The organism is Rhabdothermus arcticus (assembly GCF_055382915.1).
Genome location: NZ_AP043808.1, coordinates 260,283 through 273,929, shown reverse-complemented (window position 1 = coordinate 273,929; position 13,647 = coordinate 260,283). Strand labels below are relative to the sequence as shown.

The 13,647-nt window shown below is 68.9% G+C and carries 12 protein-coding genes; 6 read left to right on the top strand and 6 right to left on the bottom strand.

Features of this window, described 5'->3' with window-relative positions:
- Nucleotides 1-5: 5 nt before the first annotated feature.
- Nucleotides 6-767, bottom strand: coding sequence for an exodeoxyribonuclease III (locus ACZ48Y_RS01525; protein ID WP_464741477.1), 762 nt, complete (start codon nucleotides 765-767; stop codon nucleotides 6-8).
- Nucleotides 768-799: 32 nt separating this feature from the next.
- Between ACZ48Y_RS01525 and upp the strand changes: the two genes are divergently transcribed.
- From upp to wecB, 3 genes are read left to right on the top strand one after another with little or no spacing between them, the layout of a single operon-like run.
- Nucleotides 800-1,432 (top strand): uracil phosphoribosyltransferase, encoded by a 633-nt coding sequence (gene upp, locus ACZ48Y_RS01520; protein ID WP_464741475.1) that lies wholly within the window; start codon nucleotides 800-802, stop codon nucleotides 1,430-1,432.
- A gap of 14 nt (nucleotides 1,433-1,446) precedes the next feature.
- Entirely contained in the window at nucleotides 1,447-2,532 is a 1,086-nt protein-coding gene (locus ACZ48Y_RS01515; protein WP_464741473.1) for an MraY family glycosyltransferase, read from the top strand.
- A gap of 41 nt (nucleotides 2,533-2,573) precedes the next feature.
- Nucleotides 2,574-3,644: a non-hydrolyzing UDP-N-acetylglucosamine 2-epimerase gene (wecB, locus tag ACZ48Y_RS01510; RefSeq protein ID WP_464742764.1), complete on the top strand. Its 1,071-nt coding sequence runs from the start codon at nucleotides 2,574-2,576 to the stop codon at nucleotides 3,642-3,644.
- On the opposite strand, the gene ACZ48Y_RS01505 is transcribed toward wecB, so the two are convergent.
- From ACZ48Y_RS01505 to ACZ48Y_RS01490, 4 genes are read right to left on the bottom strand one after another with little or no spacing between them, the layout of a single operon-like run.
- Complete coding sequence (locus tag ACZ48Y_RS01505) at nucleotides 3,625-4,824, bottom strand: MFS transporter (RefSeq protein WP_464741471.1); 1,200 nt, start codon at nucleotides 4,822-4,824, stop codon at nucleotides 3,625-3,627. The two genes, wecB and ACZ48Y_RS01505, sit on opposite strands and share 20 nt — an antisense overlap.
- 9 nt (nucleotides 4,825-4,833) lie before the next feature.
- Nucleotides 4,834-6,822, bottom strand: coding sequence for a TRAP transporter permease (locus tag ACZ48Y_RS01500; protein ID WP_464741469.1), 1,989 nt, complete (start codon nucleotides 6,820-6,822; stop codon nucleotides 4,834-4,836).
- Complete coding sequence (locus ACZ48Y_RS01495; protein WP_464741467.1) at nucleotides 6,813-7,307, bottom strand: DUF1850 domain-containing protein; 495 nt, start codon at nucleotides 7,305-7,307, stop codon at nucleotides 6,813-6,815. The genes ACZ48Y_RS01500 and ACZ48Y_RS01495 overlap by 10 nt, the downstream gene beginning before the upstream one ends.
- A gap of 3 nt (nucleotides 7,308-7,310) precedes the next feature.
- On the bottom strand, nucleotides 7,311-8,276 hold the full coding sequence (locus ACZ48Y_RS01490) for a TAXI family TRAP transporter solute-binding subunit (protein WP_464741465.1): 966 nt from the start codon (nucleotides 8,274-8,276) through the stop codon (nucleotides 7,311-7,313).
- Nucleotides 8,277-8,358: 82 nt separating this feature from the next.
- Between ACZ48Y_RS01490 and ACZ48Y_RS01485 the strand changes: the two genes are divergently transcribed.
- Entirely contained in the window at nucleotides 8,359-9,516 is a 1,158-nt protein-coding gene (locus ACZ48Y_RS01485; protein WP_464741463.1) for an acyl-CoA dehydrogenase family protein, read from the top strand.
- Here the strand turns inward: ACZ48Y_RS01485 and ACZ48Y_RS01480 are convergent.
- A complete protein-coding gene (locus ACZ48Y_RS01480) occupies nucleotides 9,513-11,711 on the bottom strand; it encodes an HD domain-containing phosphohydrolase (RefSeq protein ID WP_464741461.1) in 2,199 nt (732 codons plus the stop codon). The two genes, ACZ48Y_RS01485 and ACZ48Y_RS01480, sit on opposite strands and share 4 nt — an antisense overlap.
- A 31-nt stretch (nucleotides 11,712-11,742) precedes the next feature.
- Here ACZ48Y_RS01480 and holA point away from each other — a divergent pair, with 31 nt between their 5' ends.
- Entirely contained in the window at nucleotides 11,743-12,621 is an 879-nt protein-coding gene (gene holA / locus ACZ48Y_RS01475) for a DNA polymerase III subunit delta (protein ID WP_464741459.1), read from the top strand.
- Entirely contained in the window at nucleotides 12,618-13,601 is a 984-nt protein-coding gene (locus ACZ48Y_RS01470) for a dipeptidase (RefSeq protein ID WP_464741457.1), read from the top strand. The genes holA and ACZ48Y_RS01470 overlap by 4 nt, the downstream gene beginning before the upstream one ends.
- The last annotated feature ends 46 nt before the right edge of the window (nucleotides 13,602-13,647 follow it).

Genomic DNA, 13,647 nt, shown 5'->3' with positions numbered 1-13,647 from the left:
GCCTCCTAAAGATCGAGCTCGGCCACCGCGGGCACGTGGTCCGAGGCGTAGGCGTCGGTGAAAATATACGCGTTCTTCAGCCGCGGCAGCAGGTCCTCGGAGATGATCACGTAGTCGACGCGCCAGCCGATGTTCTTCTCCCGGGCGTTGAAGCGGTAGCTCCACCAGGTGTAGGCGCCGCTCGCGTCGGGGTGGAGGTAGCGGAAGGTGTCGATCCAACCCTTCTTCAAGAAGGCGTCAATCCAGGCCCGCTCCTCGGGGGTGAAGCCGGCGTTCTTGACGTTCTCCCTGGGCCGGGCCAGGTCGATCTCGCGATGGGCGACGTTGAGGTCGCCGACCAGGATGACCCCCTTCGTTTCGCGCAGGGACGCGAGGTAGGCCTCGATGGTACGGTTGAAGCTGAGCTTGAAATCGAGCCGGGGCAGCCCCCGCCCGGCGTTCGGAAAGTAGGCGTTGACGAGGTAGAAGGCAGGGTACTCGAGGGTCTGCACCCGCCCCTCGGCGTCGAACTCCGGCACCCCGAGGCCATTCTTGACCGAAAGGGGGGCCCTGCGCTCGAGGACCGCGGTCCCCGCGTAGCCCTTCTTCTCCCCCGGGTTCCAGTGCCAGCGGTACTCGGCGAGCTCGGAGGGAATCGCCACCGGCTCGCTGGCCTTGATCTCCTGGATTCCCAGGACGTCCGGGGAGAGCTTGTTGACCACCTCCCAAAACCCCTTGCGCACCGCCGCGCGAATCCCGTTGACGTTCCAGCTGGCGACCCGAAGCATGCCCTCACTATAGGGTGCTAGGCTTTTAGTCGATGGACGCGAAGGTGACCGTCGTCGACCACCCCCTGGTGCAGCACAAGCTGGCGCTTCTGCGCGACAAGCGCACCGGAAGCAAGGACTTCCGCGAACTCATGGCCGAGGTCAGCATGCTCATGGCCTACGAGGCCACGCGGGACCTTGAGCTCGTCGAGACCGTGGTGGAAACCCCGGTGGCCCCGGCCCGGGTGCGCGTGCTCGCGGGCAAGAAGCTCGCGCTGGTGGCCATCCTCCGGGCCGGTCTGGTCATGGTGGACGGGATCCTGCGCCTCATCCCCGCCGCCAAGGTCGGCCACATCGGGCTCTACCGCGACCCCAAGAGCCTCGTGCCGGTGGAATACTACGCCAAGCTCCCCGATGACATCGCTGCCCGGCGGATCTTCCTCACCGACCCCATGCTCGCCACCGGCGGCTCCGCGGTGAAGGCGCTGGACATCCTCAAGGCCAAGGGCGCCCAGCAGATCAAGCTGATGAACATCATCGCCGCCCCGGAAGGGATCGAACGCGTCCACCGCGCGCATCCCGAGGTGGAGATCGTGGTCGCGGCGGTCGATGAGCGCTTGAACGACAAGGGCTACATCGTGCCCGGACTGGGGGACGCCGGCGACCGCATCTACGGCACCAAGTAGGCGCCGGCTTGGGCATGTCTGACCTCCTTCACCAGCTGGGGGTGGCCGATCCCGGGGGAAGCGGCTGGAAGGTCGTCTTGCTGACCTTCGTCCTCGCCGCCTTTAGCACCTGGCGCTTCATCCCCAGGGTGCGGGCCTTCGCCCTGAAAGCGGGCTGGGCCGACGAGGGGGGCGGACGGCGGGTGCACCAGGGCCGGCTGCCCAACGCCGGGGGACTGGCGATCTTCGCCGGGGTGGTGGGCGCGCTCCTTTTTGCCGCGCTGCTCCGGCCGATCGTGGTGGACGACGTCCTGATCCAGCTCCTGGCCATCCTCTTCGGCGGCGCGCTGCTCGTCTTCGTGGGCTTCATCGACGACCAGTACGGCCTCTCGCCCGGATTTCGTCTGCTCGTGCAGAGCGCGGCGGCCCTCCTCTCCTACCTCGCCGGGGTGCGCATCGAGGCCGCGTTTGGCAGCCCCCTCGACCCCCTGCTCTCCCTCGCGCTCACCTGGGTCTGGATCGTCGGGGTGACCAACGCCCTGAACCTCATCGACGGGCTGGACGGCCTCGCCGGGGGGATCGCCTACATCGCCGCCCTGGGGATGCTCCTGGCCTCGGCACGCTACGAGACCCGGGCCGCGGCCACCCTCCTGCTGGCGGCGCTCGCCGGGGCGGCGCTGGGGTTTTTGCGGCACAACCTGCCGCCCTCGCGGATCATCCTGGGGGACGCCGGGGCCTACTTCTTCGGCTACGCGCTGGCCAACGCGGCGATCCTGGGCTACGTCAAGGTGACCACGGTCCTCGCCCTGGTGCCGGCGGGGCTCTTTTTGCTGGTGCCCATTCTGGACACCACCCAGGTCGTCGTCCGGCGGCTCCTGCAGGGGAAAAACCCCCTCGCCACCCCGGGGCAGGACCACCTGCACCACACCCTCTTTCGCCGCGGGTTGGGGCAGCGCCGGTCGGTCTTTGTGCTCTGGGGGCTGACCTTCGTCGCCAGCCTGATCGCCCTGGCCCTCCAGGGGTTGCCCCCGATCGCGCTCGGCGCGTACGCCGTTGGCGTCGTGGCCGGTCTGGGTTTTGCCCTTTGGCGCAGGGAGAAGGCCAGGAGGGAGGGGCGGTGAGGGTCGTCCTGGCCTTCGGCACCCGTCCCGAGGCGATCAAGATGGCCCCGGTCTACTTGGCGCTCAAGCGACGAACCGACCTCACCCCCCACCTCCTGCTCACCGGGCAGCATCAGGAGCAGCTCGAGGCCGCCCTTCGCCCCTTCGGCCTTAGCCCCGACGCCAACCTGAAGGCGATGCGCCCGGAGCAGGCGCTCCCGGCGCTCGCCGGGCGCATCCTCCCCGCCGCCGCCGAGGCGCTCGAGCGCCTCTCACCGGACTACCTGCTCGTTCACGGCGACACCCTCTCGACCTTTGCCGTGGCCTGGACCGGGTTCTTGCTGGGCGTCCCGGTCGGCCACGTGGAGGCCGGCCTGCGCAGCGGGAAGCTCAGCGAGCCCTTCCCGGAGGAGGCCAACCGCCGCTTGGTAGCGGTGATCAGCGACCTCGACCTGGCCCCCACCCCCGGGGCCAAGGCCAACCTGGTTCGAGAAGGAAAGCCCGAGGCACGGGTCGTGGTCACCGGCCAGACCGGGATCGACGCGATCCGGATCGTCGCCGAGCGGGCCCGTCCGCCCCAGGGCCTTGGCGAGGGCCCCTGGGTGGTGGTGACCCTGCACCGTCGGGAGAACTGGCCGGTGCTCGCGTCCCTCGCCGAGGCCCTGGCCGAGGTCGCCCGGACCTTTCCCGAGCGTACCTTCGTCTACCCCGTGCACAAAAACCCCGCGGTGCGCCGCGCGGTCTGGCCGGCACTGGCGCCGCTTCCCAACGTGCACCTCATCGAACCCCTCCCCTACGACGAGATGGCCGCGCTCTTGGCCCGGGCGGAGCTGATCGTGACCGACTCCGGAGGGCTGCAAGAGGAGGCCGCGGCGCTCGGGGTCGGGGTGGTCGTGGCCCGGAACGTCACCGAGCGGCCCGAAGGCCTCGCCGCTGGGGGGCTAGTCCTCGCCGGCAACCAGCCCGCCCGCCTCGCCGCCGCGGTGCGCGAGGCGCTCCGTTCCCCCGGTCGCCTGCGCTGGCGGTACAACCCCTACGGCGACGGCCGGGCCGGGGAACGGGTGGCCCAGGCCGTGGCCTGGCGGCTCGGCCTGGCGCCGCGCCCCGAGGACTTCATCCCCCCACCGGGGTGAGGGTCTTGGGCCAGGGCTTCAAGAAGAAGTACGCGGCGGGGAGTGCGGTCAGCCCCCCAAGGACCAAAGGGGCACTGGCCCCAAAAAGGTCGAAGGCCACCCCGGTCAGGTACATCCCCGGGGGCCCGGACCCCATGAGGACCAGGGAGTAGAGCGCCATCACCCGGCCCCTGAGCGCCTCCGGAACCAGGGCCTGAACCGTGGAGTTGGCGCTGATCAGGGTCACCACCATCGCCATCCCGGCGACGAACAGCGCCAGGGAGGCGGCGAGCGACGCCCGGGCAAAGGCGGTCGCGGCCAGCGAGGCGGCGAGCAACAACGCGCCCCGGGGCACCCACCAGGGGTGGACCCGGGTGGCCAGGGCGCTGATCGTCGCCCCGGCCAGGGAGCCGAGCCCGAGCGCGCTCATCAAGAAGCCGTACCCCTCGGCGCCTAGCCCCAGCACCAGCCGGGCGTAGGCGGGGATAAAGGCCTGGAAGTTGATGCCGAAGGTGCCGACCAAAAAGAGCATCAGCAGCACCCAGCGCACCAACGAGGTGCGGCGGACGTAGCGAAACCCTTCGAGCAACGCGGCCCAGGGGCTCTGGCGCAGCGTCGAGGGCGGATGGGCCGGAACCCGCAAGAGGAAGAGGAGCATGGGCAAAAAGGAAAGGGCGTTGATCAAGAACGCCGTGGCCAGCCCCGCGCGGGCGATCAAAAGCCCGGCCACGCCGGGGGCCAAGACACGGGAGACGTTGAAGGAAAACGAGCCCAGCGCGATCGCCCCGGAGATGCGTTTCCTGCCCGCGAGCTCGACGTTGTAGGCCTGGCGGGTGGGGACCTCGAGCGCGGAGAAGCTGCCGTAGACGAGCGCGAACAGCTTCAGGTCCCCATAGTCGACCTGCCCCCGCCAGACGAGGTAAAAAAGCGCCGCCGAACTCAGCGCCATCCCCAGCTGATAGACAAAGAGCAGCCGGGCCCGGGGAAAGCGGTCGGCGAGCGCCCCGGCGGGCAGGCTGAGGAGCAGCGAGGGCAGGAACAACAGCCCGAGGATCGTCCCCAGCCCCTCGCCGGTGCCGCTGACCTCGAGCGCCAGCCAGCCCAGCGCGGTGGCCTGCATCCAGGTGCCGAACTGGCTGACGAAGAGCGCGAGCCAGTAGCGCCGGTAGGCGGGGTCGTTGAGCAAGGCGAAGGCCGGCACCCCTCAAGCTTAGCGCACGTCTGACCGGCTGGTCACCCAGGCCAGGACGGCCGCCGCCAGGGAGAGCAACCAGGCCGCAGGCTGGGGGAAGAAGGCCAGGACCCCTGCGGCCAAAAGGAGGAGCCGTCCAAGACCGCTCACCGGGCGCAGGATGAAGCCCTCGAGCGCCCCGATGAAGGCCAAAAGCGCGAGCAGGCTCAGGCCCAGGTCGCGCAACACCGCCGCCGGCGAGCCAGCCAGCATCAACCCCGGCCGGTAGACCATCAAGAGCGGGATCAGGTAGAGCCCCTTGGCGTACTTCCAGGCCGCCACCGAAGCCTTCATCGGATCCGCCCCGGCCAGGCCCGAGGCGGCGTAGGCGGCGAGCGCCACCGGCGGGGTCACGTTCGAGTCCTGGCTAAGCCAGAAGACGACCATATGGGCGATCAAGAGCGGCACGCCGAGGTCCTGGAGGGCCGGCCCGGCGAGGATCACCAGCACGATGTAGCTGGCGGTGACCGGAAGCCCCATCCCCAGCACCAGGCTGGCCAGCGCGACGAGGAAGAGCGCCACCAAAAGCTGACCGCCAGAGGCGGAGAGCAAGAGGCCGGAGAACTTGAGCCCCAACCCGGTCAGCCCCACCACCCCGACCACGATCCCCGCGGCCGCGGTGGCCACCGAGACCGGCACCGCCGCCTTGGCTCCGTTGACCAGCCCCTCGATCAGCTGGGGCAGGCGAAAGGGACTCAAGGGCAGCGACGCGGAGACGAGGGCCCCGGCGATCAGGGCCTCGAACTGGTGCCAGGTCATCCCCTGCCGGCTCTGCAGGCCGACGTAGAGCAAGAACCCCAGGTAGGCGAGGTGGTAGGCGTAGTGCAGCGTCCGGAGCCCCGCCGGTCCGGGCCGGGCCCGGAGGTTGGTCGCGGCGATCACCGCGAGCACCCCGATGAAGCCCACCTTCATCGCGGAAACGCCCTTGGCCAGGTAGTAGACGAGGAGGCCCAGGGGCAGGAGGAAGTGCCAGCCCTCCCGTAGCACCTTGACGAGGACCGGCAGCTCCTCCTTGGGAAGGCCCAAAAGGCCCCGCTTGGCGGCGATCGTGTCCACGAAGAGGTAGACGGTCAGGAAGTAGAGCAGCGCGGGGATGATCGAGAGCTTGACGATCTCCAGGTAAGGGCGCTGGGTGTACTCGGCGATCAAGAAGGCTCCCGCCCCCATGATCGGGGGCATGATCTGCCCTCCGGTCGAGGCCGCGGCCTCGACCCCCGCGGCTTCCTCGGGCCGGTAGCCGAGCCGCTGCATCAGGGGAATCGTGAAGGCCCCGGTGGTGACCACGTTGGCGATCGCCGACCCCGAGAGGCTGCCCATGAACGCCGAGCTGAGGACGCTCACCTTGGCCGGCCCGCCGCGGGCCCGGCCGGCCAGGGCGTAGGCCAGGTCGATGAAGAACTTCCCCGCCCAGGTGGCCTCGAGCAACGCGCCAAAGAGGATGAAGATGAAGACGTAGGTCGCGGCCACCCCCAGGGGCAGCCCGAAGATCCCCTCGGTGGTCAGGTAGAGCTGGGTGAAGACGCGCTCCACCCCGTAGCCCTTGTGCGCGAGCACCCCGGGCATCCAAGGCCCGAAGAAGGCATAGAGCAAAAAGACCAGGGCGATCAAGGTCATCGGCCAGCCGATCGCCCGACGCGTGGCCTCGAGGACCAAAAGCGTCGCCACCACCCCCAGGGCGACGTCCGCCGGCGCCCACCAGCCGAACCGCTCCATGATCGCGTCGTACTGGGTGTAGATGTAGCCGATCACCCCCAGGGTGGCGAGGAGAAACGCCCCGTCCACCAGCCAACGCAGCCAGGCCGGGGCCCGGCGGGACACCGGCGTGAGCAAAAAGAGGATCGACAGCACGAAGCCCAGGTGAATCGAGCGCTGGAAGATCGCGCTCACCGGGGCATAACCCGCGGTGTAGATCTGAAAAGCCACCAGCATGAGCGCCAAAAGCGTGGCCAGATGGCGCGCTAGGGACACGAGAACCTCCCGAAGAAAAAGAAAACGCGGGGCCATTTCGCCACCCGCCAGGACAGGTGCCGGTGCGCCGCACAAGCGGAGAGGTCGTACCCCCTTCCCCCGATCACCAGGGTGTGGTGGATCTCCGGCCCCCCCACCAAGAGCCGAAAGCGGTCCGCCAGCTCGTGGATCCCGACCAGCGCCAGGCCGTGCCGCCCCTCGCCGACCAGCCGGCCCCGGCCCGGGACCTCCCCCAGCCCGGCGGCGAACCAGGGATTATGCGACTCCTCCAGCCAGAGATGGCGATCCGCGTAGACAAAAACCTCCCGGACCGGGATCCCGGAGACCGAGTGCACCCAGGTGAGGTGCACCACGCTACCCTCCCGAAGGGGAAAGCGCGCCACCGGCCGTCCGTCGATCGCGAGCAAGAGGCCGGGCTGCGGCCAGAAAAGCCAAAGGAGGAGGCCCGCCCCCAACGACGCCAGGACGAGCCTCCACCTTCGCATCGGTTACTTCTGGGGCTTGAGGTGGTCGGGAACGGTGTAGCCGGCCTCCTCGTAATAGCGGATCGCCCCGGGATGCAGGGGGATCAGCGTGGCCTTGAGGACGTACTCGGGGCTGATCGTCTTCGCCGCGGGATGGATCTTCTGGAGCGCGTCGAGGTGCTCGAAGAGCGCCTTGGTTAGCTGGTAGACCAGGTCCTCATCCATCGAGGCATTGACGAAGAGGACGTTCGGGGTGCCCACCGTAGGACAGTCGTAATCCACGCCCTTGTACGTCCCCGCAGGAATGGTAAAGGGGACGTAGTAGGGATGGGCGGCGTTGACCTTTTGCTGATCCTCGGGGGTCATGCAAAGGAGGACCATCTTCCTGGTGGTGGCGAGGTCGATCAAGGAGCCCGGCCCCAGACCCACCGACCAGGAGCCGACGTCGATCGTCCCGTCCTTCAGCGCGGCGACCTGCTCGGAGAAGGAGAGGTGGAACTCCTTGAAGTCCCTGCCGGGCTCGAAGCCGAGGGTCCTCAGGATGGCCCGGGTCATGACCTTGGTGCCGGAACCCGGGGCCCCGGTGGAAACCCGCTTGCCCTTGATCTCGGGGATGCTCTTGATCCCGGTCTCCGCCACGGTGACGAACTGCCAGGCGTTCGGATAGAGCGCTCCGATGGCCAGGATCGGCTGCGGGCGGCCCTTGAACTTGCCCTCGCCCTTGTAGGCCTGCACCACGACGCCGCTGGTGCCCAGCGCGACCTGGGCCTCGCCGCTCGCCACCAGCCGGACGTTTTCCACCGACGCCCCGGTGACCTCGGCGCTGGCCTTGACCCCGGGAACGTAGTCGCTCCAGATCTTGGCCAGGCCGCCGCCGAGGGGATAGTAGACGCCGCCGGTGCCGCCGGTGGCGATCGAGATCCGCTGGGTCTGGGCTAGGCCGAGGGATAGGACAAACGCGACCAGTGCGAACGCGAACTTTGCTTTCATAAACCCTCCTTTCAGGAAGATATTTTATGCACCAACCCCCACGTGGTCAAAGCGGTCGACGCAAAAGCGTTATGCTGTTCTCATGCTTGACTTCCTCGCCGTCCGCGAGCTCCTCGACGATGAGGCTCGCCAGGTGCAGGCCGCGGCGCGCAAGTTCCTCGAGGCCGAGGCGCTGCCCCACATCCGCGCGTGGTGGGAGGCCGGGCGCTTTCCCACCGAGCTGATTCCGAAGTTCGGGGAGATGGGGTTTTTGGGGGCGAACCTCCCCGCGGAGTACGGGGCCGCCGAGGTCACCAGCGCCGCCTACGGGATGATCATGTACGAGCTCGAGCGCGTCGACTCCGGGCTCCGCAGCTTTGCCAGCGTCCAGGGTGCGCTGGTGATGTACCCGATCTACGCCTACGGCTCGGAAGAGCAAAAGCGACGCTTTCTGCCCAAGCTGGCTTCGGGCAAGCTGGTCGGGGCGTTCGGCCTGACCGAGCCCGACGGCGGCTCGGACCCCGGGGGCAACATGCAGACCCGGGCCGTCCGCGACGGCGACGACTACGTCCTGAACGGCACCAAGATGTGGATCACCAACGGCACGATCGCCGACCTGGCGATCGTCTGGGCCAAGGACGAGGCTGGGGAGGTGCGGGGCTTCATCGTCCCCACCGACACCCCGGGGTTCTCCGCCCCGGAGATCAAGCACAAGCTGAGCCTTCGCGCCAGCGTCACCTCCGAGCTGGTCCTCGAGGACGTTCGCGTGCCCGCCGAGCTGATGCTGCCCAAGGCCAAGAGCTTAAAGGCCCCTCTCTCCTGCCTGACCCAGGCCCGCTACGGGATCGCCTGGGGGGTCCTGGGGGCGCTGGAAGCGGTCTACACCGAAGCGCTTGCGTTCGCCCAATCGCGCCGCACCTTCGGCGAGCCGATCGCCAAGAAGCAACTGGTGCAGGCCAAGCTCAGCGAGATGCTCGCCGACCACGCCAAGGGGCTGCTCTTAGTCTGGCGCCTCGCCCAGCTCAAGGACCAGGGACGACTGCACCACGCCCAGGTCTCCCTGGCCAAGCGTGACAACACCTACGCCGCGCTCAAGGCCGCGCGCATGGCCCGGGACATCCTCGGGGCCAACGGGATCACCCTCGAGTACCACGCGATCCGCCACATGCTCAACCTGGAAACGGTCTACACCTACGAGGGCACCCACGACATCCACACCCTGATCCTGGGCCGGGAGATCACCGGCCTGGCCGCGTTCTAGCCCGACGGGGGTAGCGAAAAGGCGCCGGCGTGCAGGGCCCGGATGAAGGCCTCGACCACCTCCGGATCGAGCGTCTTTCCAGCTTGACGACGCAGCTCGGCCAGCGCCCGCTCCTGGTCCCAGGCCTCCTTGTAGGGGCGGCTGCTCACCAGGGCGTCGAAGACGTCCACCACCGCGAAGATGCGCGCCTCCTTGGGGATTGCCTCCCCCTTCAGCCCCTCAGGGTAGCCGCTTCCATCCCAGCGCTCGTGGTGGTAGCGCACCACGTTCAGCGTCGCCTGGGGCAGGAAGCTCAGGTTCTTCAGCATCTCCACCCCGATCACCGGGTGGCGCTGGATGATCTCCCACTCGTAGTCGAGAAGGCTGCCCTGCTTTAAGAGGATGGCGTCCGGAAGCGCCAGCTTACCCACGTCATGGAGGTACGCCCCCCAGCGCAACGCATCGAGCCACTCCCCGCGATAGCCGAGCTCCCGCCCCAAAACGGTGACCAGGCGCACCACCCGGTCGGTGTGGCCACGGGTCTCCAAGTCGCGGTGCTCGAGCGCTAAACCAAAAGTGCGCAGCACCGCCTCCCGGGTTTCCGCAAGCTCCTTTAAGTGCTCGGCCCGCTCCAGCATCCGCGCCAGGCGCCGACCGGCGAGCTTAAAGACCTCCTGATCAGCGGGGGAAAGGCTGCGTTCGCCGAAGCTCAAGAGCTCGATCGCCCCGTAGGGCTTGCCCGAAAGCCAGATCGGGACCACCCCCACGCTCCTCACCCCGATCCCCTTAAACGCGGGGAGGGCCCGGGGCCAGCTCTGGTAGTCCTCGATCAACAGGAAATGGCCACTGGCCATCGCCTCCCCCACCGCCCCCTGCCCCAGCCGCGGGGCATCCTCTTCGTAGGCTTGAAGCATCTCCTTGGAAAAACCGCCGGTGAGGTACTTCGGTTGCAGGATGCCGTCCGTTACCCGGGTAAAGATCGCGGTGTCGCTCCGGGTCAGCCCCAGGAGGAGCTCGAGGGTCTCGACGATCAGCCGCTCGGTGTCGGTCTCCGACTCCAACACGTTGCTCAACGAAAGCAGCTGTCGGTAGGCGTTGCTCGTCCGCCGGGCACTGTAGAGCGCACGGTTGCGCGCGTGGGCCAGCTTCAGCCCTTCCAAAAAGGCCACGATGAACCCGTGAAAGCCTTCGGGAAAGCGCCCCTGCTTGGGAACGAGGCGCAACGCGTCGCGCGCGCCGGGGGGGCGGAGCAGGATCGTGTGTTCGCTGTAATGGAGACCCTGTTGCGCCAGCACCTCACGCTTCTCCTCCTGCAGGTCGGCCTCGTCGACGCGCGCGACGGCGAGCTCGGGGAACTCGCGCTGGAGCACCTTAGCGCTCCAGCGCAACAGGCCGCCGGATGGCATCCTTTGCAGGGCCTGGCCGATCCGGGCCACCCGCTCGGCCCAGCGGGCGCGCTCGCGCTCCCGCCTGGCGCGCAGCGACCGCTCGTAGACCGCGACCAGGCTCGCGGCCTGGCCGGCGAAGACCTCCGCGGCCTGAAAGGACCGCTCGCCGAACCCCTCGCCGTCCCGGAAGCGGTCCAGGTTGAGGTAGCCGTACACCCTGCCCTGGATCAGGATGGGCACCGAAAGGGTAGCCCGGATGCGGTGTAGCGCGGCTTTTTCCCTCAGCTCTCGGGGCAGACGCGTCGCCTCGGCAGGGGAACGGAAAAGGCGGGGGGCGGGCCCGCTGCCGCCGAACCAGTCCACCTGCGTCGCCTCCGGCACCCAAACCCCGAGAAGCTCGGGGTCAAAGCCCTTGAGCGCGACCAGGCGAAACCCCGAGCGCTCGCGCAGCCAAAAGCTCCCCGCCTCGGCCCCCGGGATGGCCCGAACCGCGGTTTCAACCAGGCCCTGATAGAGGGCCTCCGGGCTCTTGGCCGTGCTCAAGCGCTGGCGGAACTCGGCCATCGCCTCCAAGAGCAGGTCGCGCCAGTCGGTCTGGGGCAGGCGTTGAACCAGGAACACCGCTTTCAAGGGCGACGTAGCCACCGGGAAGAAGGAAAAGCGGTAGCGCTCGTCCCCGTGAAACGCCTCCCACTCCAATCCCCGCCCCTCGCGCAGCTGGGCGAGGCGGCTGCGCGCCTCATGCAAAAGCTCAGGCTTGTCCGCGAGCAAACCCTCCACGGCTTGGGGGCGATCCTCACCCTCGACGAGCACAGCGCGGCCCCACATGCCTCAGCATCTTACCGGTTAGACTGCGGGGATGCTCATCGTCTTCACTGGCGATCCCTACCTCGCCCGGCGGGCGCTGGAAAAAGAACGGCAGCTCAAGGGCCTGCCCCACCGCCTTTCGCCCCCGCAGGACCTGCCCGAGCTCCTCTCCCCCGGCCTCTTCGGGCCGGGCGGCGGGGCCGTCGATTTTCGCGATCTAGACGCGGCCACCTGGAACGAGCTCAAACCCCTGCTCGAGCACATTCCCGAGGCCACGTTGATCCTGATCCTGGACCCCAAGCCAAGCTCCGGGCGCGCCCGCTGGTACAAGCGCCGGGCCGAGGTGCGTCCGTTCCCCACGCCACGCTTTCGCGAGCGCGTGGCCTTCGTCCAGACCGAGCTCAAGCGCCACGGGGTCAAGGCCCCGGCCGCGGTGGCCCAGCTCCTGGCCGAGAGCGAGGCGGACACCGAGGGCCTGGTGCGGGAGGTGGAGAAGCTGGCCCTGGCCGAACCCCCGATCACCCCGGAGAAGGCCGCGGCCCTCCTCGCCGCGCCTCCGGCGACGACCGCCTTCGAGCTCCTCACCCCGTTGGCCCGGGGGGAGGTCGCGACCGCGCTCGAGGTCCTGCGCACCCTCCTGGAAAAGGGGGAGGCCCCGCTGAAGATCCTGGGGGCCCTCACCTGGCACTACACCAAGCTCTACGCCCTCTCCCTCGCAAACGCACGGCCGCGACGGGAAGAGGACGCGGCCCGGCTGCTCGGGGTTTCCCCGTTTGCCGCACGGCGGCTCCTGGAAGCCGCCGCCCGCATCGAGGCCGAACGCCTGGCGAGGAGCCTCGAGGCCCTGATGGCGGCGGAGCTTGCCATCAAGCAGGGGCGGGACCCGCTGCTCGCCCTGGACGCCCTCTTGGTTAAGCTGGCAAGGCGATGACCCCGATCGTCGACGCCCACCTGGACCTCGCCTACAACGCCCTGGAGCATGGCTGGGACCTGACGCTTCCCCTGGCGACGCTCAGGCGGCGGGCCCCGGGCCCCTACCGCCCTACGGTCAGCCTGCCGGCGCTCGAGGCCGCGGGGGTGGCGCTGGTCTTCGCCACCCTCTTCGTCGACCCCGAACGCCACCCCACGCCGGAGGCGTCCCAAAAGGCCGCGCTGCGGCAGCTCGCCTATTACGAGGACCTAGCGAGCAGGGGGTGGCTGCGGTTGGTCAAGGACCGCGCCGGGCTTTCGGCCCACCTCACCGCCTGGACGCGGGATCGGAAGGTGGGGGCGGTGCTCTTGATGGAAGGGTCGGAGCCGATCCGCGACCCGAAGGAGGTCGCCTTCTGGGCCCGGGCGGGGGTGCGCTTGATCGGCCCGGCCTGGAAGGACACCCGCTACGCGGGCGGCACCGGCGGGCAAAAGGGGCTCACCGCGGCCGGAAAGGACCTTTTGGCGGCGATGGCCGAGGCCGGGCTGGCCTTGGACCTCTCCCACCTCAGCGAGGCCGCGTTCTTCGAGGCGCTAAAAGCGTTTTCGGGGCCGATCGCGGTGACCCATGCCAACCCCCGGGCCCTGGCCCCTTCCGGAAACCGCCACCTCAGCGAGGCCCAGCTCGCGGCGCTGAGACCGCGCGACGTGGTCGTCGGGCTGGTGCTCTATAACCGCTTTCTGGACCCCGGCTGGCGCCCCGGCCAGCGCGTGCCCCTCTCCCGGGTTGGCCTGCACGCGGCCCACCTCGCCGAGCGGCTGGGCTGGTCATGGGTGGGGATCGGCTCCGACTTCGACGGGGGCTTTGGCGCCGAGGCCCTTCCCGAGGGGATCTCCGAGCCCGCCGACCTGCGGAGGCTGGAGGATGTCCTTCCGAAGGGGACCTTCGACGCCGTCCTCGGCGAAAACTGGCTCTCCTGGCTGCGCCGAGCGCTGCCCTAAGAAAGGGGGCGGGCCCTAGGGCCCGCCCCCTTGGCACAGGCAGAGG